Annotated in this window: 21 protein-coding genes; 6 read left to right on the top strand and 15 right to left on the bottom strand. The window is 64.8% G+C overall.

Annotated elements, in window-relative coordinates; translation table 11 throughout:
* Positions 1 to 57: 57 nt before the first annotated feature.
* The 4 genes from JTF07_RS02990 to JTF07_RS03005 form a co-directional block, all read right to left on the bottom strand.
* Positions 58 to 1,608 carry a mannitol dehydrogenase family protein gene (locus JTF07_RS02990; protein WP_204232830.1) on the bottom strand — a complete coding sequence of 517 codons (1,551 nt, stop codon included), beginning with the start codon at positions 1,606 to 1,608 and terminating at the stop codon, positions 58 to 60.
* A complete protein-coding gene (locus JTF07_RS02995; protein WP_213018578.1) occupies positions 1,608 to 2,510 on the bottom strand; it encodes a carbohydrate ABC transporter permease in 903 nt (300 codons plus the stop codon). Before JTF07_RS02995 ends, JTF07_RS02990 begins: the two co-directional genes overlap by 1 nt.
* A complete protein-coding gene (locus JTF07_RS03000; RefSeq protein WP_232488448.1) occupies positions 2,507 to 3,457 on the bottom strand; it encodes a carbohydrate ABC transporter permease in 951 nt (316 codons plus the stop codon). The genes JTF07_RS02995 and JTF07_RS03000 overlap by 4 nt, the downstream gene beginning before the upstream one ends.
* Before the next feature lie 77 nt (positions 3,458 to 3,534).
* Complete coding sequence (locus tag JTF07_RS03005; RefSeq protein WP_204232831.1) at positions 3,535 to 4,893, bottom strand: ABC transporter substrate-binding protein; 1,359 nt, start codon at positions 4,891 to 4,893, stop codon at positions 3,535 to 3,537.
* Between the two features lie 189 nt (positions 4,894 to 5,082).
* On the opposite strand from JTF07_RS03005, the gene JTF07_RS03010 reads away from it, so the two are divergent.
* The 4 genes from JTF07_RS03010 (at position 5,083) to JTF07_RS03025 (ending at position 10,047) form a co-directional block, all read left to right on the top strand.
* A complete protein-coding gene (locus tag JTF07_RS03010) occupies positions 5,083 to 6,117 on the top strand; it encodes a sugar-binding transcriptional regulator (RefSeq protein WP_204232832.1) in 1,035 nt (344 codons plus the stop codon).
* Positions 6,117 to 7,751, top strand: a complete 1,635-nt coding sequence (locus tag JTF07_RS03015) for a xylulokinase (protein WP_204232833.1) — start codon at positions 6,117 to 6,119, stop codon at positions 7,749 to 7,751. Before JTF07_RS03010 ends, JTF07_RS03015 begins: the two co-directional genes overlap by 1 nt.
* An 8-nt stretch (positions 7,752 to 7,759) precedes the next feature.
* Positions 7,760 to 8,857, top strand: coding sequence for an ABC transporter ATP-binding protein (locus JTF07_RS03020; protein ID WP_204232834.1), 1,098 nt, complete (start codon positions 7,760 to 7,762; stop codon positions 8,855 to 8,857).
* 62 nt (positions 8,858 to 8,919) lie between these two features.
* The gene (locus JTF07_RS03025) at positions 8,920 to 10,047 is read left to right on the top strand and encodes a glutamate--cysteine ligase (RefSeq protein ID WP_204232835.1); all 1,128 of its coding nucleotides are present in this window, start codon (positions 8,920 to 8,922) and stop codon (positions 10,045 to 10,047) included.
* A gap of 72 nt (positions 10,048 to 10,119) precedes the next feature.
* Here the strand turns inward: JTF07_RS03025 and JTF07_RS03030 are convergent, their stop codons facing one another.
* Genes JTF07_RS03030 through JTF07_RS03045 form a run of 4 tightly spaced genes read right to left on the bottom strand, consistent with a single transcriptional unit; the run spans position 10,120 to position 13,307 of the window.
* A complete protein-coding gene (locus JTF07_RS03030) occupies positions 10,120 to 10,707 on the bottom strand; it encodes an NUDIX domain-containing protein (protein ID WP_204232836.1) in 588 nt (195 codons plus the stop codon).
* Positions 10,694 to 11,773, bottom strand: coding sequence for a tRNA (adenosine(37)-N6)-threonylcarbamoyltransferase complex transferase subunit TsaD (tsaD, locus tag JTF07_RS03035; RefSeq protein WP_204232837.1), 1,080 nt, complete (start codon positions 11,771 to 11,773; stop codon positions 10,694 to 10,696). The genes JTF07_RS03030 and tsaD overlap by 14 nt, the downstream gene beginning before the upstream one ends.
* On the bottom strand, positions 11,770 to 12,363 hold the full coding sequence (locus JTF07_RS03040; RefSeq protein ID WP_204232838.1) for an SRPBCC family protein: 594 nt from the start codon (positions 12,361 to 12,363) through the stop codon (positions 11,770 to 11,772). Before JTF07_RS03040 ends, tsaD begins: the two co-directional genes overlap by 4 nt.
* Positions 12,360 to 13,307: an aldo/keto reductase gene (locus tag JTF07_RS03045; RefSeq protein WP_252199233.1), complete on the bottom strand. Its 948-nt coding sequence runs from the start codon at positions 13,305 to 13,307 to the stop codon at positions 12,360 to 12,362. Before JTF07_RS03045 ends, JTF07_RS03040 begins: the two co-directional genes overlap by 4 nt.
* A gap of 143 nt (positions 13,308 to 13,450) precedes the next feature.
* Between JTF07_RS03045 and JTF07_RS03050 the strand changes: the two genes are divergently transcribed.
* A complete protein-coding gene (locus tag JTF07_RS03050; RefSeq protein ID WP_204232839.1) occupies positions 13,451 to 14,149 on the top strand; it encodes a biliverdin-producing heme oxygenase in 699 nt (232 codons plus the stop codon).
* A gap of 90 nt (positions 14,150 to 14,239) precedes the next feature.
* Positions 14,240 to 14,875, top strand: coding sequence for a LysE family translocator (locus JTF07_RS03055; RefSeq protein WP_204232840.1), 636 nt, complete (start codon positions 14,240 to 14,242; stop codon positions 14,873 to 14,875).
* A gap of 67 nt (positions 14,876 to 14,942) precedes the next feature.
* Here the strand turns inward: JTF07_RS03055 and JTF07_RS03060 are convergent, their stop codons facing one another.
* The 7 genes from JTF07_RS03060 to JTF07_RS03090 form a co-directional block, all read right to left on the bottom strand.
* Positions 14,943 to 15,404 carry a GNAT family N-acetyltransferase gene (locus tag JTF07_RS03060; RefSeq protein ID WP_204232841.1) on the bottom strand — a complete coding sequence of 154 codons (462 nt, stop codon included), beginning with the start codon at positions 15,402 to 15,404 and terminating at the stop codon, positions 14,943 to 14,945.
* A gap of 38 nt (positions 15,405 to 15,442) precedes the next feature.
* Positions 15,443 to 16,126, bottom strand: a complete 684-nt coding sequence (tsaB, locus tag JTF07_RS03065) for a tRNA (adenosine(37)-N6)-threonylcarbamoyltransferase complex dimerization subunit type 1 TsaB (RefSeq protein WP_204232842.1) — start codon at positions 16,124 to 16,126, stop codon at positions 15,443 to 15,445.
* Positions 16,123 to 16,755, bottom strand: coding sequence for a tRNA (adenosine(37)-N6)-threonylcarbamoyltransferase complex ATPase subunit type 1 TsaE (gene tsaE / locus JTF07_RS03070; RefSeq protein WP_204232843.1), 633 nt, complete (start codon positions 16,753 to 16,755; stop codon positions 16,123 to 16,125). The genes tsaB and tsaE overlap by 4 nt, the downstream gene beginning before the upstream one ends.
* Positions 16,752 to 17,978, bottom strand: a complete 1,227-nt coding sequence (gene alr, locus JTF07_RS03075; RefSeq protein ID WP_204232844.1) for an alanine racemase — start codon at positions 17,976 to 17,978, stop codon at positions 16,752 to 16,754. Before alr ends, tsaE begins: the two co-directional genes overlap by 4 nt.
* 107 nt (positions 17,979 to 18,085) lie before the next feature.
* The gene (locus JTF07_RS03080; RefSeq protein WP_204232845.1) at positions 18,086 to 19,678 is read right to left on the bottom strand and encodes an NAD(P)H-hydrate dehydratase; all 1,593 of its coding nucleotides are present in this window, start codon (positions 19,676 to 19,678) and stop codon (positions 18,086 to 18,088) included.
* A 10-nt stretch (positions 19,679 to 19,688) separates the two neighbouring features.
* The gene (locus JTF07_RS03085) at positions 19,689 to 20,963 is read right to left on the bottom strand and encodes a M20 metallopeptidase family protein (protein ID WP_204232846.1); all 1,275 of its coding nucleotides are present in this window, start codon (positions 20,961 to 20,963) and stop codon (positions 19,689 to 19,691) included.
* A gap of 57 nt (positions 20,964 to 21,020) precedes the next feature.
* On the bottom strand, positions 21,021 to 21,443 hold the full coding sequence (locus tag JTF07_RS03090; protein WP_204232847.1) for a holo-ACP synthase: 423 nt from the start codon (positions 21,441 to 21,443) through the stop codon (positions 21,021 to 21,023).
* Between the last annotated feature and the right edge of the window lie 56 nt (positions 21,444 to 21,499).

Here is a 21,499-nt window from a genome sequence, read left to right on the forward strand (position 1 = left end):
GAAGGGCGTGCCGGCGCTGCTTCGGACGTCGGCGCTGCTTCGGACGTCGGCGCTGCCTTAGAGCTTCTCTCCGGCGGCGAGTCGTCGGACGGTCTCCTTCGCACCTCGTTCGTGCAGAGAATGCAGAGCCGCCATGTAGTGCTCGGTGAAGCGGGACTCGTCAGCCAAAGCACCGAAGAACTGCTCCTGCCGAACGAAGGCCAGGATGTCCTCCGCCTGAGACGACGCGACCTGCTGCAGTTCACTGGCGTAGCGATCGACGATGGTGAACGCCGCCCCCCGCTCATCGCTGCCTTCAGCGTAGCGAGCCCACGATGCGCAGATCGCGGCCGAGACTTCGACTGGTGCGCCTGAGGCAAGGTTGTCACTGATGACGGGGACCAGCCATTTGGGGATGCGGTCGGAGGATTCGGCACCGAGACGAGCCAAGGTGTCGCGTATCTCGGGATTGCTGAAGCGTTCGATGAGAGAGTCCTTGTACCCGTCGAGGTCGATGCCCGGCAGCGGTTCAAGGCTCGGGGTGCCCTCCTCATCCATGTATCTGCGCAGGTAGACCGCGATATCCGGATTCTCCATCGCTTCGTGGGCATAGGTGTAGCCGGCGAGGAGGCCGAAATAGGCCAGCCCCTGATGCCCGGAGTTGAGCAGACGCAGCTTCATATGCTCGTAGGGTCTGACATCGTCGACGACCTGGACACCTGCCAGTTCGTACGGGGGCCTGCCGGAGGTGAATCTCTCCTCGAGCACCCACTGGAAGAAGGGTTCGGCGACTACAGGCCAGGCGTCCTCGATCCCGACTTCATCACGCAGTTCGGTCCGATCGTCAGCGGTGGTGGCCGGGGTGATGCGATCGACCATCGCGTTCGGGAAGGCCACATGGACGTCGATCCAGTCGGCGAGTTCGGGGTCGACGAGTCGGGCGAAGGCACCGAACATCTTCCTCGCCACATGGCCGTTCTCGGAGATGTTGTCACACGACTGCACGGTGAACGGGGGTACGCCAGCATCGCGGCGGCGGCGCAGAGCCTCGATCACATATCCGAAGACCGTGCCCGGCAGCGACCCGGCGGCCAATGCGGCCACATCGGCGACGATCATCGGATCGTCGGAGATGAACTCGCCGGTTACTGGGTTGACGTTGTATCCGCCCTCGGTGACGGTGAGCGAGACGATGCGGATCCTCGGGTCGCCGAGGAGGTCGATGAGTCCCTGCGGATCGTCGGGTCCGTAGCGGTAGTCGATGATCGATCCGATCACCCGTCGTTCGCGGGTGCCGTCTGGGTGTTTGAGTATCAGCGAGTAGAGGTGATCCTGTCCGGCCAGCGCGTCTCGCATGCGCACATCGTGGGGCAGGACACCGGCTCCCACGATTCCCCAGTCCGCTGCTCGTCCCGCGCTCATGAGGTCATCGAGGACCATGGCCATATGGGCCCGGTGGAAGCCGCCGACGCCGAAGTGCACGATTCCCGGAGTCACTGCGCTCCGGTCATAGTCGGGGACGGTGACCCCTCGTGCCGCAATCCGATCAAGGTTCGATCCGTGCAGAGGCAGCAAGTCTGAGGCTGGGCGGGCACGGTCACCGTGTGCAGCATCCGGGGAATTCGACATCACTTCACTGCACCCATCGACAGGCCCTGGACGAGTTTGTCCTGGGCGGCGATGCCGGCGACGAGCACAGGCACCGAAATGATCAGCGAGGCCGCACACACCTGGGACAGGAACAGTCCCTGGGAGGTGACGAAACTGGTGAGGAACACGGGCGCCGTCGATGCCGCCGTCGAGGTCAGAACATTGGCGAAGAGCAGTTCGTTCCACGAGAAGATGAAGCAGATGAGGGCCGTGGCCGCGAGACCCGGTGCGGTCAGGGGCAGCAGAATCTGCATGAAGACCCGGGGAAGCCGGGCACCGTCGAGCTCAGCGGCTTCGAGCACCTCAATCGGCACCTCGGCGAGGAATGATCGCATCATCCACACGGCGATGGGCATGTTCATCGCCGAGTAGATGATGATGAGCAGGAGCCAGGTGTCGAGGATGCCGAATGCCTGCGCGACCAGGTAGACGGGCAGCAGTCCCGCGACCATCGGCAGCATCTTGGTCGAGAGCAGGAAGAAGAGCACATCCGACCAGCGTTGGATCCGGCGAATGGCCAGCGAATACGCGGCCATGGTCGACAGAACCAACACGATGAGGGTGGACACGATCGCCGCGACCGCCGAATTGATGAGGGCGGGCCAGGGGCTGACGCCGCTGCCGCCGCCGAAGAAGTTGGAATAGGACTCCAGCGTCAGCGGCGCGAAGAAGCTGGGCGGGTTCGTCGAAGCATCTGTCTCGGCATGCAGGCTGGTCAGCAGCATCCACAGCAGCGGGGACACGAAGAGGAGGCCGACCAGCCAGGCCAAGAGACCGAGCAGGACCTTGCCGATTCGGCGCTGGCCCGGGCGTCTCTGCGCACTCGCCTTCTTCCGGAAACGATCGGCTTCCGGCGGGGCCGTGATGTCTGGGGCGCTCATGAGTTCTCCTCCTTGAGCAGAGTGGACGCGGTTCGCAGCGCGAACGTCGCGATGACAAGTGAGGCGATGACGACGATGACGCCAACGGCGGAGGCGACTCCATAGTCTTGGGCCACGAAGAATTCCTGGTAGATGACATAGGGCAGATTCGCGGTTCCGAGTCCGCCCGAAGTCATCGTGAAGACGGTGTCGAAGTTCTGCACGATGTAGATGGTCCCGAGCAGCGCCGCGAGTTCGATATAGCGTCTCAGGTGCGGCAATGTGATGAATCGGAACGTCTGGCCCGGTCCGGCGCCGTCGACCAGCGCCGCCTCGTAGACGTCCATGGGACGCGACTGCAGCCCCGCCAGCATGATGAGCATCATGAACGGGGTCCACTGCCAGACGAGGACGATGCCGATTCCCAACAGCGGATAGGTGCTCATCAGATCCGGCTGCGGGGCGTTCTCACCGAAGACGCTGGTCAGCAGTCCGTTGACCAATCCGTAGGACGGGTTGAAGATCGCATGCTTGAACAGCAGCGCCGCAGCCACCGGCACGATCAGGAACGGGGTGATCATCAGCGTGCGCACGAACCCGCGGCCGATGAACTTCCGGTCGAGGAGAAGCGCGATGGCCAGACCCAGCACCGCCGAGACCAGCACGACCGAGACGGTGAGCCCGATGGTGACGAACACCGCCCGCAGCAGATCCGCATTCGTGAAGACGGTGATGTAGTTCTGCAGGGTGCCGAAGCTGATGTCATCGGGATAGGCCGCGTTCCACTTCATGAATGAGATGACGATCGTGATCGCGAAGGGAATCTGCGTGACGAGGATGACGAAGATCAGCGCCGGCAGCATGGGAACTCGCCGCGACCACCGCTCTCGAGCGCTCGAGGATGCGGGCCTGGGCGATGTGGGCGCGGGCGCCGCCTGAGTGCGGCGATCTTGCGCAGGAGCTGACATGGACAACCTCCGGTGATGGGTGGCAGTGGGGCCGGGTGCTTGGGCGGAGACGCGAACGCCTCCGCCCAGTGCATCGTCTACTTCTTGTACTTGTCTCCGACCTTCTCTGCTTGCTTCTGTCCCTTCTCAAGCGCCTTGTCCACCGTGGTGCGTCCGGCTATCGCCGAACTGACGTCCTCGGAGATGCCCGTGGCCAAGTCGGCGAATTCGGGAATGGTCACGAACTGCACTCCGAGAGTCGGGCGCGGCTGCACACCGGGGTTCTTCGGATCTGCCGAGTTGATGGCGTCCTCGGTCTGCTTGTAGAACGGCTCCGCGGCCTTCTGGTAGTCCGGGTTCTCATAGGTCGAGGTGCGTTTGCCCGCGGGCACATGCTGCCAGCCCAATTCTTCGGCGACGGTCTCTTCATAGTCCTGTGACGAGGCCCAAGCCACGAACTGCTTGGCGGCATCCTGGTTCTTGCCTTCCTTCTGGATTCCCCAGGCCCACGTGTAGAGCCACGAACTCGACTTCGTCTCCTTCACCGGGGCTGCGACATAGCCGATCTTGCCCTTGACTGGTGAGTCATCGGCTTCGAGGGTTCCCGTTGCCGCCGTCGAGTCGTACCACATCGCGACATTGCCCTGCTGGAGGTTGGTCAGGCACTCGGTGTAACCGGCCTGCGGTGCTCCCGATTCGCCGTGGTCCTTGATGAGATCGACGTAGAAGTTCGTCGCCTCCTTGAACTCCTTGGAGTCGACCTGTGCGTCCCAGTTCTCATCGAACCACGTTCCGCCGAAGGTATTGACCACGGAGGTCAGGGGCGCGAACATCTCGCCCCATCCGGGCAGGCCGCGCAGGCAGATGCCCTTGGTGCCCTTCTCGGCACCATCGACCTTCGCTGCCAGATCGGCGACCTCCTCCCAGGTGGGATTCTCCGGCATCGTCGCCCCCGCCTTCTCGAAGATGTCCGTCCGGTACATCAGGAAGGATCCCTCCCCGTAGAACGGCTCTCCGTAGATCTCGTCCTCATAGGTCATCGATTCGGCCATCGGGGCGAGGATGTCGTCTTGATTGAATCCCTCGGCATCGACGACGCCTTCATCCATCGACGTCAGCCACCCGTTCTTGGCGTAGGTCGGCACTTCGTAGTTCGACATCGAGGCCACATCGTAGTTGCCTGCCTGCGCGGAGAACTCCTGCCCGATCTTGGCGCGGACTTCGTTCTCCGGCAGCACCGTGTAGTTGACCTTGATGCCGGTGTCACTGGTGAAGTGCTCCGCGGTGAGCTTCTGCAGGTCCTGCATCTGCGGATTGTTGACCATGAGAACGTTGACTTCTTCGTTGCCCCCGCCACTCGAACTTCCCCCGGCACCACCACATCCTGCGAGTGTGAGTGCTCCGACCACTCCGATGGCCGCCGCTGTGACAGCCCGGCCCGTGACCTTCTGCTTCATCGTAATTGCCTTCCCTCGTCATTGCGGGATTGCTGCCCGCCATCGGGTGTGCTTGACGAAATACATATGAGCATCCGTGCTCACATGTGCAATACTGTGTCATAATCTGAACAGATGTGCAATCGATCACATATGAGCGGCAGGCTGGTCGCTGTGAGTGTGATCTCCGTGAGTTCGGAAAGGAGAGTCATGAGCACAGCACCGACCGCCAGACACCGCCGATTCCTGGCTCAGCTGGCCAAAGAGCACTATCTCCAGGGCAGCTCGAAGGTGGAGCTGGCCAAGTCGCACGGGCTCAGCCGGTTCCAGATCGCTCGTCTGCTGCAGGAGGCCGTTGACTGCGGAGTCGTCACGATCTCAATCGAGGCCGATGCCGCTCACGAAGACGATAGAGCCGAACGGCTCGCGACGACGCTTGGACTGAGGTCGGCCGTCATCGTCGAATTCGACCACGAGACCCACGCCGCACAGCGAATGGGGCGTGCAGCGCTTTCCTACGTCGATCGTCATGCCCGCCCGGGGATGCGCATCGGACTGGCCTGGTCACGCACGCTCGACGCAGCAGCTGAATTCGCCCCAGCACTCCCCCGCTGCACAATCGTCCAGCTCGCCGGTGCGCTTCAACTCGGTTCGCATCGGCCCAGCGCCGGGATCTTCGCCCGGTTGGGACAGGACGCCGCCGTGACCATGGTTCGACTGCCGGCTCCACTCCTGGTCACCGAGGCCGACACCGCTGCAGATCTCAGTGCCCTGCCCGAGATCTCCAGTGCCCTCGCTGCCGCAGACGACCTCGATCTCGCGGTCATCTCGGTCGCCGCATGGGCGCAGGAACAGTCCTCGGTCTGGGAGAAATGCAGCCCAGAGCAGCGAGCAGCAGGGCTGGCAGACGGTGCGGTGGCCGAAGCTTCCGGCCGCCTCTTCGACGCTGCCGGGGCCGAGGTCGACACGATCGACGATCGAGTCATCGCCGTCACCCTGGACCAGCTGCGCAACGCAGCGACGACCGTCGGTGTGGCTCGCGGAGCACAGCGCGCCGAGGCTGTCCGTGCAGCCTGCGCCGCCGGAATCCTCGATGTCGCCATCGTCGACGAGGCGCTGGCCCGAGAGATCCTCGACAGCCAGGCGCCCGGGGCGCAGGCCGCCCCGCAGACCGTTTCGCAGAACACCTCGCTGACCGCCTCGCAGGCTCAGGTGCAGGTTGCAGCGCGGACCGAGGAGACGTGATGGCTGCCGACCTCGAACCGCGCGAACTGGTCGCCGGCGTCGATTCCTCGACGCAGAGCTGCAAGGTCGTCATCGTCGACCCCGCCACAGGTGAGATCCTGCGCAGCGGAGCCGCCCCGCACCCAGTCGGCACCGAGGTCGACCCCGAAGCCTGGTGGTCAGCCCTGCGGGAGGCGATCTCCGATGCAGGTGGATTCGCCGACGTCGCCGCCGTCAGCATCAGCGGACAGCAGCACGGTCTCATCTGTCTCGACATTCACGGGCAGGTCATCCGCGACGCTCTGCTGTGGAACGATCTGCGCAGCGACGCGGCAGCGCGTGCACTCATCACCGAGATCGGGGCAGAGGAATTCGTCGACCGGGCCGGCATCGTTCCTGTTGCATCCTTCACCGGGGCCAAGCTGCGGTGGCTGCGCGATCATGAACCCGACAATGCCTCTCGCGTGGCAGCCGTGGCTCTGCCGCATGACTGGTTGACCTGGCGGCTGTTGGGCTGCGGACCAAGCAGCTCGTCCGCCCCGCGGGGCCCTGACCTCGAGGCGCTCGTCACCGACGCCTCCGATGCCAGCGGAACCGCGTACTTCTCCGCGGTCACCGGCCGCTATGACCTTGAACTCTTCCACACAGCATTCGGTGCATCAGCACGGGAAGCTGCCGGACCCGATGCTCACTGGAACCCCGACAGCGCACCCCACACCGCTCCCGTCGTCCTGCCTCGTGTCCTCGGGCCCCATGAGAGCGCCGGTCACACACCCGAAGGCATCCTCGTCGGCCCCGGCGCCGGAGACAATGCGGCGGCCGCGCTCGGACTCGGAGCAGGCCCGGGCGACGTCGTCATCTCGATCGGCACCTCGGGGACGGTCTTCAGTCCGACGCGACTGGAGATCAACGATCCTTCGGGGATGGTCGCCGGATTCGCCTCGGCCGACGGTGGGCGCCTTCCGCTCGTCGCCACACTCAACGCCGCCCGCGTCCTCGACTCCGCGGCAGTGCTGCTGCGCGCCAGTCATACCGACGTGGCTGCGCTGGCACTGGCCTCGGCACCTGGGGCGAACGGCCTCACCCTCGTCCCATATTTCGAGGGCGAGCGCACCCCCAACCTTCCGGATGCGACCGCCCGTCTGGAGGGGATGACCTTGGCGAATTCGTCCCCGGAGAACGTCGCTCGGGCGTTCGTCGAAGGCATGCTATGCGGACTGGCCGACGGACTCGAGGCGGTGCTGCGACAGGGCCTGAGCGTCGAACGGCTGCTCCTCATCGGCGGGGCAGCCCGCAACCCAGCGGTGCGAGAGGTGGCCAGAGACATCTTCACCGTGCCCATCGACGTCCCCGAACAGGCCGAGTACGTGGCCATCGGGGCCGCCCGGCAAGCGGCCTGGACGCTGACCGGGATCTCGCCGAGGTGGCAGGTCGAGCTCGTCGCGACTCTGCACCCGAGACCATCACGTGTACGCGAGCAGTACCGCTCTTACGCCGATACCGGCGTCGCTGCCGATGCCGGCGTCGCTGCCGATGCCAGCGTCAACGGCGACACAGCTACCACCACAATCACCGGCGACACCACTCGCGCCGACGAGAACTCAGACAATGATCACCGCGGATCGTCGGGTGCCCACGCACCCGTGGAAGGTTGAGATTCACCATGGCAACAGTCACTTTCGATAAGGCAATGCGTCAGTACCCTGAGGCGCTGACTCCATCGGTCAACGAGATCAGCCTCGATATCGCCGATGGCGAGTTCCTCGTCCTGGTCGGTCCCTCAGGCTGCGGAAAGTCCACGACTCTGCGCATGCTCGCAGGCCTCGAACCCGTCGACGGCGGGCACATCAGAATCGGCGAGGACGATGTCACCGGGGTCTCTCCTCGCGAACGCGACATCGCGATGGTGTTCCAGAACTATGCGCTCTACCCGCATATGAGCGTCGGAGAGAACATGGCCTTCGCTCTCAAGATCGCCGGTGTGGGCAAGGCCGAACGCAATGAGCGAGTGCGTGAGGCCGCTCAGCTGCTCGACCTCGAGCCCTATCTCGATCGGAAGCCGAAGGCGCTCTCCGGCGGGCAGCGGCAGCGCGTGGCCATGGGACGCGCTATCGTGCGCTCTCCGCAGGTGTTCCTCATGGACGAACCGCTGTCCAACCTCGATGCCAAGCTGCGGGTCCAGACACGTGCTCAGATCGCCTCGCTCACCCGCCGCCTCGGCGTCACCACGGTCTACGTCACCCACGACCAGGTCGAGGCGATGACCATGGGCGATCGCGTCGCGGTGCTCGCTGACGGACGGCTGCAGCAGGTGGACACTCCGCGGGCCCTCTACGACCGCCCTGCCAATCTCTTCGTCGCAGGCTTCATGGGCTCTCCGGCGATGAACCTCGTCGACCTTCCGCTCCAGGACGGGGCGCTGCACCTCGGCGCGTCCGAGATCCGGTTGAGCCGAACGCAGCTGACGGAGCTCACGGCTGATCGGGTGACGGCCGGAATTCGACCGGAGGACTTCCGCCTCGAGCCGACCGGCGGCCTGGAAGTCAGTGTGGATCTGATCGAAGAGCTCGGCGCCGATGCCTACGTGCATGGTCGGGCGACGACCAGCGGCGATGACACTCCGATCGTCGCCAGGGTCAGCGGGCGCACGCGCGTAGCCAGAGGTGACAGGGTCAGAGTCGTCCCGGAGCTCTCGCGCCTCCACCTCTTCGATTCGCAATCCGGTGCACGACTGTCTGATGAGAGTGAGCATGCGGCCTGAATGTGACGGCCGATAAGCGGTCAGAAGCCAGAAAACCCGGCGCGGAATACTATGATCGGTCCATGGTCGATTTCGCACGCTCACCCCGCTCCACCATTGGAGTCGAATGGGAACTGGCTCTGTTGGACGGGGACACCCTTGATCTGACGTCCGCCGCGGAGGTTCTCCTTGCCGATGTCGCGCAGCGTGCACCCGAGTTCGAGAAGCGGATCGTGGGTGAAATGCTCACGAACACGATCGAACTCGTCACCGGCGTCCACAAGCAGGTTTCCGGAATCGCCGAGGATCTGGCCGCGTCCATGGGTGCCCTGCGCACACTCACCGAGGACCGTGGGATCGAACTCATGTCCGCTGGCACGCACCCGTTCGCCCAGTGGCAGTCCCAGGAGGTTCGCGCCAAGGATCGCTACCTCGAGCTCGTCGACCGCACCCAGTGGTGGGGTCGGAACATGCTCATCTTCGGCGTCCACGTCCACGTCGGAATCGACTCCCGCGACAAGGTGCTGCCGATCGTCAACGCCCTCCTCGCCTATGTCCCCCACCTTCAGGCACTGAGCGCATCATCACCCTTCTGGGGCGGAACCGATACCGGCTACGCTTCGAACCGGGCGATGATGTTCCAGCAGCTGCCGACCGCGGGACTGCCGTTCCAGTTCGAGGCGTGGTCGGACTACGAGAAGTACGTGGCCGACATGCTCACCACCGGCATCATCGACAACATCAATGAGATCCGCTGGGATATTCGTCCCGCCCCGAACTGGGGAACCGTCGAGGTCAGGGTCTGCGACGGTCTGCCCACGCTCGAGGAGATCACTGCGATCACGGCCCTCATCCAGTGCCTCGTCGACGACTTCTCCGCTCGCCTCGATGCCGGTGAGACTCTGCCGACGATGCCGGACTGGTTCCACGACGAGAACAAGTGGCGTGCCGCCCGTTACGGAATGGACGCCATCATCATCGAGAACGCCGAAGCCGATGAACGCCTGGTCACCGAATGCCTCGCCGATGAGGTCACGCGCCTGGCCCCGGTGGCACAGCGACTGGGCTGCGTCGACGAACTGAACTCCATCACGTCGATCATCGACCGCGGTGTGCCCTACCAGCGACTGCAGAACGTGTTCAAGGACAGCGAATCACTCACCGAGGTGACTCGTTGTCTGATCAGCGACCTGCGCACCTCGTATACCTAAGGATTCGCACCAGCTCCCGCTCTGAACGGAGCTGGACAGCTGGCGGCAATGCCCACAGGCTGGTCGCAGAGTTCACAGGTAGGGGCGGAGGAGCTCCAGCAGTTCCGGCAGGGACGCAGCGACACCGGAGTGCAGCGTGAGATCTGTGAGCTCGTCGATCGGCACCCAGGCGAGCTCGATGCTCTCAGGATCGCTGATGACCGGTTCGAAATGACGCACGGCACGGGCGATGACCGTCGTGTACGACCAGTCCCCGAGATCGAGGACATGGGTCTCGAGGACTTCGATGCCCGAGGCGTCGCTGCCGGGGACACCTGCTTCTTCCCAGGACTCCCGGACGGCCGCGTCGAGAGCGGATTCGCCCAGGTCACGGGCACCACCGGGGAAGCCCCAGGTTCCTCCCTCGACCGACCACAGGGCGCGGTGCTGCATGAGGATCCCCTGCGCAGGGTCAAGCAGCATCAGCCCTGCCGCCCCGTTGAGCCCCCAGTGCTTCTGCCCGTCCGAGCCGAGAGTCCATCCATCGCCTGATCGCCGAGGCGGCAGGTAGTCCGGCAGATCCTTCGAGTTCGGACCATATGCGGTCTCATCACGTGAGGCACCGCTGCGTTCGTGAGTGTAGGCGTTCTGGTCGCCGGCGTTCGGGTCAGACGAGGACATGATCGACATCCAATGAGGAGACTGCGGCAAATGACAGGTCGCTGGGTCCGATTCCACGGCGGACGAGTTCGGCACCGAGAGCTGCGACCATGGCTCCGTTGTCCGTGCACAGACTCAACGGCGGCACCCTCAGCTCCACCCCAGCCTCGGCGCATCTGGCTCCGAGGACCGCTCGCAGGTGGGAGTTCGCGGCGACTCCCCCGCCGAGGACGACGTGGCTGATTCCGGTGTCGGCCGCCGCCAGCAGCGTCTTGGTCACGAGAACGTCGACGACGGCGTCCTCGAAGCCTGCTGCGATGTCGGCGACCCGCAGGTCCGTGCCCAGCGTTTCGGCCTTCGTGACCTCCCGCAGTGCGGCGGTCTTGAGTCCGGAGAACGAGAAGTTGAAGCGACGTTCGGGATCGCGCAGATCCTGCTTCTTCGCCAGTCCGCGGGGGAACTTCACAGCGGTGCGGTCGCCGGGAATTCCGCTTCCGTCGAGCACTCCGAGAGCGGCCTTGGAGATATTCGGCCCACCCGGGTAGTTGAGCCCCAGCAGCCGTGCGGTCTTGTCGAAGGCTTCGCCGGCGGCATCGTCGATCGTGGCGCCGATGAGTTCGATGTCATCGACGACGTCTCCGATGCGCAGGATCTCGGTGTGCCCACCGGAGACGAGGAGTGCGATGGTCGGCGTGGTCAGGCCGTCGACGTCGGTGGCGATGAGGTCCACCGCCACATGTGCGGCGAGGTGGTTGACCCCGTAGAGCGGCAGATTGAGTGCCGCGGCGAGGCCCTTGGCAGCACCGACTCCGACCATCAGCGCGCCGCTGAGGCCTGGGCCGGCGGTCACGGCGATGGCGTCGAGGTCGCTCAGCGCGATGTCTGCCTGATCGCAGGCCGAGGCGATGGCCGGCCCGATGGCCTGGACGTGTGCACGTGAGGCGACCTCGGGAACCACACCGCCGAAGCGAACGTGTTCATCCATCGATGAGGAGACCGTGTTGGTCAGCAGCGTCCGACCCCGAACGATTCCGACTCCGGTTTCGTCACAGGATGATTCGATGCCCAGCACCAGCGGTTCGCTCATCTGTCGCTCGCCTCGTCCTCGCTGTGATCCGTTTCGCTGTCGTCCGTTTCGCTGTCCTCAAGTTCGAGGTCCGCGTAGAGTGCGAGCAGCTCTTCCTCATCGGCCTCGGCGACGTCGAGGCCAAGGACCCGAGCAAACAGGCGCAGGTGGGTGTCCCACATCGGTCCGAAGTCCGCGGCCTTGAGACGAGCGCTCTCGACGTCAGGCGCGGATTGGGTGAAGATCAGGAGGGTCGCATCCCCGTCCGTGAGTTCGAGTGCGAGCAGCGCCATCCCCAGCACACCGAAGTCATCGAACTCCACGAGGACATGGTCCTCAACCTCGCAGCTGAGGATCTCACCGTTCAGTGTGGTCTCACCGAGGTCGAAGGCGATCGCAGGATTGGGATCCTCCGCGTCGCTGTTCTCAGAGTCATCACTGTCCGTGCCGGCTGCGGCTTCGTCGATGGTGAAGGACGCGAACCATGACCTGGCGGTTTCGCTGTCGACAAGCGTGGACCAGACGGTCGCAATGTCGAGTGCCAGCGGCAGCTCGATGACAAGGTCGGTGCCGTTCTCCCATTTCACAAGGCGTGGACTCGTGCTCGTCATGCTTCCACCCATGCTTCGTTGAGGGCCGTGATCTCGTCCTCGGCCAGCTGCAGTTCGGTTCCCGCGAGCAGTTCGCTCAGCTGCTCAGGCACGCGCGCCGAGGCGATGGTGGAGGGAATGAAATCGTGTGACAGCTGCCAGGCCAGTGTGGTTGCGGTCATGGTGGCGTTGTGCGCCGAGGCCACGTCATCGAGGATTTCGAGAGCGCGAAGCGCCTCTTGGTTCTCGAGGAAGTCAGCGACGCGTTCGCCGCGCACGCTTCCGGTGGAGTCTCCACCGGTGTGCTTTCCCGTGAGGAATCCCGAGGCCAAGGAGTGGAAGGGCAGTTCGGCGATGCCGTTGGACCGCAGGTAGGCCTGCTTCTGTGAATCCACCGCGCTGCGAGCCACGAGGTTGTACCGATCCTGGACGACGCGGTAGCACGCCAGTGAGTACTTCGCACTGATCTTCATGGCCGACTGCAGGCGATCCAAGGTGAAGTTCGAGGCGCCGAGGTAGCTGACCTTCCCGGAGCGCACCAGTGCGTCGAAGGTCTCCGCTACCGCCACCTGATCGACGTTCTCGTCGTCGGCGTGGGCGTAGTAGACGTCGACGTGGTCGGTGCCCAAACGACGCAGGGAGGAGTCGATGCATTTGCGGATATTGGCTGGGTCGAGCCCCTTGTGCTTCGGATGCATTCCGACCTTGGTGGCGATGACCATGTCATCGCGGTTGCCACGCGAGGCCATCCATTCGCCGATGATGGTCTCCGACTCACCGCCGGAGTTGCCGTCGACCCACACGGAGTAGGCATCCGCTGTATCGATGAAGTTTCCGCCCGCCTCGGCGTAGGCGTCGAGGACCGCGAAGCTCTGATCCCTATCAGCACCCCAGCCGAAGGGATTGCCTCCCAGATGCAGGGGGTGGACCATCAGATTCGTGTCAGCAAGTTGCACTCTTTCCATGGCTCCAGCCTACCCTTTGGCAGTGGCCGGCGGCGGTACGGGGCGCAGGTTAGGACAGGCTCGACTAAGATGAAAACAAGCACTGCAGCAGCCCTGACCTTCGAGACACTTCCGGATCATCGATCTCTCAATGAGGAAACATCATGACTGAACTATTCTCAGCTCGCCTCAAGGCCAGCACAGCCACGATCCACGACGAAGTCGAGCACACGAATTTCATGGTCGATCTCATGGAAGGCAGACTCGACTCACGCGCCTACGCTCTCCTGCTCACGCAGTACACGGTCATCTACTCAGCCCTCGAGGCGAAGTCCCGGGAGTTCGCCGAGGACCCGATCTTTGCACCTTTTCACGATGCGGATCTGTTCCGAGGTGAACGCATCGCCCGGGACCTGCAGGAACTCACCGGCTCGGAGGAGTTCACGTTCATCGGCGCAGATCTGCCCATCACCGGAAGCGCCGAGGCATATGCACGACACCTCGGCCGACTCGACAAGCCTGAGCAGGTCATCGCGCACCACTACACGCGCTACCTCGGCGATCTCTCCGGCGGGCAGGCCATCGGAGCGCTCATGGGCAGGCACTACGACATTCCTGCCAGTGCGCTGACGATCTGGGACTTCACCGAACTCGGCAAGACGAAGCCGTACAAGGACTCCTACCGTCTGCGCCTCAACGACATCGCAGGCACCGGTGGGAACGAGCAGACCGTCATCGATGAGACGATGACCGCGTTCGAACTCAATGGCGAGCTTCTTTCGGAGCTGACGTCTCTGGCCGACCGTCCCGGTGCTGCTGGCCGTCCCGCTGCCACCCCTCCCGCTGCTTCATCTGTCTCCTGAGCTGTGCTCGGCGGCTCCTGACGCCGGAATCGGAGGATGTAAGCTGAATCCGCATCCCCGCTGGAACGACGAACAGTTCGAGAGACAGACATGGATTCACACCAGCTATTGGCATGGGCCCTTGTGGCCGTGATCGGAGCTGCCACACCCGGGATCGATCTCATGATCGTCCTCCGGTCAACGCTGCTTCACGGCAGGCGCTCCGGTTTCGCCGCCGTCCTCGGAGTCGAAATGGGTCACGCCGTCTGGGCGGTTGCCAGTCTCATCGGCCTCACAGCCCTGCTGGCTGCATCCACCCTCGCATACGATGTGGTGCGGATCGCCGGAGCCTGCTATCTGGTCTGGCTGGGATGCACCGCGATCTGGAAATCGCTGCCCCGCAACCGAGCAACGGCCACCGAGGCTGAAGATCTTCCCTCACAGAGCGCTGTCAGTGCGGTCCGCAGCGGCATGACCAGCAATCTCCTCAACCCGAAGGTCGGAGTCTTCTACATCAGCATCCTGCCCCAGTTCTTGCCGACAGTCCCGACTGCCGCCGGATTGGGTGTGCTGCTCGTGACCATCGCACTGACCATCGGCACGGTGTGGCACGCCGCCATCGTTCTTCTGGCCACCCGTGCCCGCGGCATCCTCACCCGTGAACGGGTCAAGATCTGGCTCGATCGCACGAGCGCCGCGGTGATGATCGCACTCGGCGTGCGCCTGGCGACCGAAGCTCGGGCGTAGACCGACCACTGTGTGTGGTCTGCCGACTGCACGCAGCTTGAGTCCGCGAGCGGCCGGCGACTCCGACTTATGGGTGGAAGCGCATGAGGATCGCGTCGGCACCCGGGTAGTAGTCGGGGCGTGCGCCCCATTCGGAGAATCCGAAGGAACGGTAGAGGCCCAGTGCCGGTTCGTTGTGCTCATCAACCTCGAGATGCACGACCTCGGCCCCTCGGCTCAGGGCCCAGTCGATCCCGGCTCGGAGCAGCTCTCGCGCGATGCCCTGACCGCGTCCGACCTCGGTGGTGGCAATGGTCATGACGTCCGCTTCACCGCCGGCGGCTGACATGACGATCCACCCGGCCAGCGCCGAGGTGGGGGTCCGTGCCGCGAACATCGCCGTCCCAGCCTGAGCCTTCACAGCCCAGTAGTACGTCAGCGTCCACGCGGTGGGGCCGAAGATGGCGGCATCATGGTCCGCGACCTCGTCGAGATCCCACCAGCGCAGTTCGTCGATGCCTGCCTGTTCGTGCGGCGCACCCGTGCTCATCTCCCGGCGCTCATTTCAGGCGGCTCATCTCAGGACACTCACTTCAGTGTGCTCTCACGCACCGGTGTCGACTTGGCGTCGGGCTCGCGCAGGTATTCGGGAACCGGTTCGGCCAGCTCTCGCCCGGCCGCGATCTCGCTGGCTGCGGCGAATGCGAGGTATTCAGCGCGTGGGTCGACGATCGCAGGGAAATCCGACTGCCCGAGGACCTCGGGATAGAGGAGAAATCCGCGGCCGAGGCGGCTGCTGATGTCCGTCTGGCCTTCAGCTGCGAGGACATCGTCGACCTCGGTCGGCTTCGCAACGAAGGGTCCGGCCTGCAGCGATGCGACGCGGCTCTCGTAGACGCTGAAATAGACTTCCTTGCGTCGTGCATCCGCGGCGATGAGCACCGGCCCTTTGGTCTGAGTATTCGTTCGGCGCAGCTCCTCGGCGAGCGCGGCCTGGGACAGAAGGCCCCTGACCGGGATCCCCCGAGCCTGACCGACCGCGATAGCCGCGGCGATGCCCACGCGCAGCCCGGTGAATGGTCCCGGACCGATTCCGGTGACGACGAGGTCCGGCTGGGCTGAGTGCGCAAGCACCGTGGCCAGAGCGGGTCCGATGAACTCGACGTGCCTACGCTGGTCATCGGCTTGCTCTGCCGCCAGGACGGTCCCGGATCCGGTGTCGACCAGAGCCACGGAGGCGGCCTGGGAGGTATCGATGCTGAGTATGATCACTGGCTGTCCTCCTCGTCGGCGGACCCATCTGATCCGTCGAACTCACTGACCTCGATCGCACATGCCAGGGTCCGGAGCGAGTCTCTCACCTGCTGCAGCCGTGCATCCCAGGAGCTGCCGTGGCCGTGCAGTTCGACGAGGCGGCGTTCGTCCTCGTCATCGTCAGCAGCATCGTCGGCGTCATCCTCAGCAGCGTCGTCGGCAGCATTGTCGCCTACGCCCCCGCCGTCGTCCGCTGCGAGGTCGAACATCGGCGTGATCGTCAGTCCGAGGTAGTCGCTGCTCAGCTGTTCGGCGAGCCCCGCACCCCATTCGACGACGGTGATCGACTCGTCGAGCTCCGAGTCGAGGTCGAGGTCCCCGAGCTCCTCGGCGTCGGAGAGTCGGTAGGCATCAACATGGACAAGTGAGGGGCCCTCGTCCAACGACGGGTGTTTGCGGGCGATGACGAAGGTGGGTGAGGTGATTCGCCCGGCGACTCCCAAGGCCCGCCCCAGGGATTGTGTGAATGTCGTCTTTCCCGCGCCGAGGTTGCCGCTGAGGATGAGGAGATCACCTGCCCGCAGGTGCCCGGCGAGGGCTTCTGCGAAGGACCTCATCTGGTCAAGGGACGTCAGCTGAAGCTTCATCCCAGACCCCCGCCGTCGACAGGATGCGGCTCCACTTCCACGCGGTCGACGCGTTCGCTGATGCGGGTGACGATCTCGTAGTTGATCGTATCGGCCCAGGTCCCCCATTCGGCCGCACTGGGACCATCGGGGCCGAAGATGACGACCTCATCGCCGATGGCGACCTCTCCGGCACCGACCTCGACGATCATCTGATCCATCGCGATCCGACCGATGACGGGATAGCGGGTGCCGCGGATGGAGACCTCGGCCCTGTTCGATGCCGAGCGAGCGAGCCCGTCACCGTAGCCTCCGGGAACCAGCGCGAACCTGGTGTCGGCCGCCGCCGTGAACGTGAGTCCATAGGAGGCGCCGTGACCGCTGGGGACGTCCTTGAGATTGACGATCTGGGAGACCAGTCGCATCACCGGCACCAGTCCCAGATCCTGTGCAGTCTGATCCTCGAGCGGGGAGAGACCATACAGGGACAGGCCCACCCGAGCCGAGGTGCCCGGGAACGGTGAGAGCGTGAGCGCGGCCGGCGAATTCGCAATGTGGACCTCGAGTCGCCTCGATTCGCCGAGGCGGCCCTGGGCCTCGTCGAGCACCGCCGTGAGCTCCCGGTAGGCCGAGTCGAAGACGTGCGTCTGCTGCGCGGTCTCGACACGTTCGGGTTCGTCCGCGACGGCGTAGTGGCTCATGATGCCCACGATTTCAAGATCCGGGGCAACCGCACTCGCATCGGCCTCATCCGCCTCGGGCCCGGCATCCAGGTCCCGCAGCTTCTCGAGGGCACACTTCCAGTCCGCAGGAGCCAGGCCGTTGCGTCCGAGCCCGGTGTCGACCTTGAGGTGGAGGCGGGCGGTGGAGTTCGTGCGGTGGGCCGCGTCTCGCGCTCGATCGAGGCTGTCCACGGTGGACACGCCCAGCTCGATGCCGGCGGCGACGGCAGCGTCGAGGTCGGTGGTCGGTCCGTACAGCCATGCTGTGATGGTGACCTCGTCTCCCAGCAGCTCGCGCAGGTGCAGCGCCTCGCTGACGGTGGCCACGCAGAAGTCCCGCCACCCGGCGGCGAACAACGCCGGGGCGACGATGTCGATGCCATGGCCGTAGGCGTTGGCCTTGACGACGCATTTGAGTCGGGCGGGGGTGAGCCGCTTCGCGAGGACCGTGGCGTTGGCCTGCAGTGCGGCCACGTCGATCTCGGCTCTCACCAGTGCCCCTGAGGTATCGGTTGATGTCACTGGATAAGAATACCGTGGACCGTCATCTTCCCTCCGACGGGACCCGCTGACTCGATCAGGGATCTGCTCACCCGATCAGGGGCCCGCCCACCCGATCAGGGACCTGCTCACTCGATCAGGGATCCTCCGTGGATGAGCTCCCCTGCCACCTCGGCGACGGCATCGCCGAGTGCTCCGGCATTCACGGCCCGTCGACCCGCAGCATTGTGCACCAGCACGCCGAGGCCGACGATGTGGGCCAGTTCGCGTTCCGGGAGCGGTGGCTCATGCTGATTCTTCGCGTGGAAGGTCGCGACCAGAGCACCGATGATCCCGGCCAGCACATCCCCGGACCCCGCGGTGGCCAGGCTGGCCGGTCCGGCCTCAGGGAGCACGCAGAACCCGTCGGGGGCGGCGATGACGGTCTGGTGTCCCTTGAGCACGACGATGCAGCCGCTGGACCGTGCGGCTCTCTGCGCCCAGCCGATGGGGTCGGCGTTGATCCGGCTCGAGGTGATGATCTCGCCGAGGAGGCGGCTGAGCAGCCGCGCCAGCTCACCGGCATGCGGAGTCAGGACCACGGGTCTCTCGGCCAGCCATGTGCCCTTAACCGATTCTGCGCGCCCGACCATGTCCAGTGCACCAGCGTCGAGGACGACGGGAACGTTCGTGTTCGCCAACGCGTCGACGCAGGCATGGACGTATTCGTCCTCCGGGTTGCCTGGGCCCATGACCACGGCGTTCATCCGGCCCGAGGCGGTGACCACCTCGGCGTGGAGGCCGATGACGTATTCGGCGACCATCTGGGATCCCAGGGACCGAACCATGCCGACCCCGCAGTTGACCGCCGAGGTGGTGGTCAGCACTCCTGCACCCGGGTACTCCTCGGACCCGGCGAGGATGCCGACGACCCCGCGGGAGTATTTGTGGCCATCCGGTTGAGGGCGGGGGAAGTCCGCGTTGAGATCATCGGTGTCGACAACCTCGGCGGTGGCCTGGTTCTCATGAAGTTCGAGGCCGATGTCGACGAGGTGGACGGTACCGGTGAATGCGGCCACGCGGGGGTCGATCAGCTCGGCCTTGAGTCCGCCGAAGGTCACAGTGTGGTCGGCGTGGATTCTGCCGTCGGAACCTGCTTCGGCCGGGGACAGATCAGACGGGATGTCGACAGCGATGAGCGTCTGTGCGGTGGATGTGCCGGCAGAGTGCCGCCAGTCGCGGATGAGCGAGGCGATGTGCTCGGGCAGGCCGCGTCGGCCGCCGGTGCCGAGGATGCCGTCGAGGACGAGATCGGACCGGGAGAGTTCGCGCATCACATCGGCACGCGCATGTGCCCCAACCGCGGCACCAGACTGGCCAGGCGCCTCGACGCTCGAGTCAGCGTTCACGTCCATACTCGGGAAGCCGATGACGATGGCTCCCGCCCGTCGAGCCGCGGCCAGTCCCTCATCGTGGGTGGCGTCGAAGAGTGTGACGACGGTGATGTGGGCCCCGCGCCGGGCCAGTGCCGCGGCAGCGAACAGTGCGTCTCCGGCGTTGTTGCCAGGACCGGCGAACACGCACACACGGGAGCCGAAGATCTGGCCCCGAGACTCTCGCAGCACATCGGCGCAGAAATGGGCCAAGGCGCGAGAAGCGCGAGCCATCAGGTCGACGCCCGCGTCGAGAAGGGGGCGTTCGGCCTCGACGATGACGGTGCTGGGGTAGGCGAAGACTGACATCAGTGCCTCCTCACTCCTGGGCCAGGCGGGTGAGTCTGCGTCCGGCCAGGTGAGCCAGGAACAGTGCCTGATCAGCCAGTCCCTCGTCGCTGTGACGGGCTCGGGTCGAGTGGTTGGCCTCGCGTTCCTCGACGGGCAGGTTCGGCAGTGCCACACCGAAGTGGCCGTACGCGCCGGGAACCTGTTCGAGCACGCGGGAGAAGTCCTCGGAACCGGGGATCGGGTTCGGTCGGACGACGGCGCGGTCCGGTCCGAAGAGGTCGGCGAAGGTGTCGAGGAAGAAGTCGGCTTCGTCGTCATTGTTGATCGTCGGCGGCAGCACTCGCTCGTAGTCGACCTCGGCTTCCAGTCCGTGGGCGGCGACCAGTTCGGTGACCAGCTGCGGCAATTCGGCCTCGGCTCGTGTGGTGACCTCGTCGGAGAAGGTGCGGATGCTGACGACGAGCTGCGCGAAGTCCGGGATGACGTTCGGAGCGGTGCCGCCGTTGAACTGGCCGACGGTGATGACCAGAGGGTCGAAGATGTCGAAGCGCCTGGTCACGTATTCCTGGAGCTGCCCCACAAGCATCGCACCGACCTGGATGGGGTCGCGACCCGTTGCCGGGCGGGAGGCGTGGGTGCCTTTGCCGCGGACGGTGATCGACATCTTCGAAAACGCTGCCATGTACGAGCCGCGTCGACAGTAGGCGACGCCGAGGTCCTGGTCTGCGGAGACGTGAATGCCGAAGGCGGCCTTCACCCTGGGACCTGCGGCATCGAGGACACCCTCGTCGATCATCTTCCCTGCCCCGTCATAGCCTTCTTCGCCGGGCTGGAACATGAAGACGACGTCTCCGGGCAGGGAGTCCCGGTCACGGTGGAGAAGTTTGAGGGCACCGACCAGGCCGGTCGTATGCAGGTCGTGGCCGCAGGCGTGCATCCGCCCGGTCGTGGCCGCGAAGTCGAAGCCTGTCGCCTCCGGCACGGGCAGGCCGTCCATGTCTCCGCGCAGCAGAACTGCGGGGACGACACCGGTCGAGTCCTCGGCGCGCTGACCACCGCGGAGGACGACGACAAGTGAGGAGAGTCCGTTGCCCGTCGTCACCTCGATGTCGAGGCCTTCGATGGCGTCGAGGACAAGTTTCTGGGTGATGGGCAGATCAAGCCCCACCTCGGCGTTCTCATGCAGTGCCCGGCGCAGAGTGACCAATCCGTCCGCGATGTCAGCTGCGTCCTCAGCGGTGGGCAGGTGGATGTCGAGGGCGGTGGTGGTGCGGGAAGTGTCGGTGTTGGATGGAGAGCTCATAGTCTGAGTCTATTCCCGACCGCGCCGAGGTGGTGCCGAAGCCCGGAAGCCATCTGCCTACCCGAAATGCTCCGCATCCCATTCCACACCAGGGCTCAGCGATGGCCCTTCGCCTTCGACGATGACGAAGGTCATGGTGAGGTTCGCATCATGGGTGATGGAGAGGTGAATGTTCGTGGCGCCGATGCGGTGGAAGTGTTCAAGCACGAGCCCGCGCAGGCGGAATGAGGGCGCACCGGACCGGGCGGGGACCACCTCGGCGGATTGCCAGGGCAGCCATCCGGGGAAGCCGATCGCCTTCTTCAGAGCCTCCTTGGCGGAGAATCGCGCCGCCAAGGAGGCATCCGTCCGGCGTCTGCCGTTGCGTTTGAGCTGTTCGGCCGGGGTGAGCAGGCGATCGAGCAGTTCTGGGACGCGGTCGATGTGCTCGGCGAATCGCGGCACATCTGCGATGTCGGTTCCGATTCCCAGAATCGCCATATCTCTCCCCTTCTCGCACGCCTCCCGCTGGGACGCGTGATCCGGTTGTCGCGGTC

The organism is Brevibacterium sp. RIT 803 (assembly GCF_016892625.1).
Taxonomy (GTDB): domain Bacteria; phylum Actinomycetota; class Actinomycetes; order Actinomycetales; family Brevibacteriaceae; genus Brevibacterium.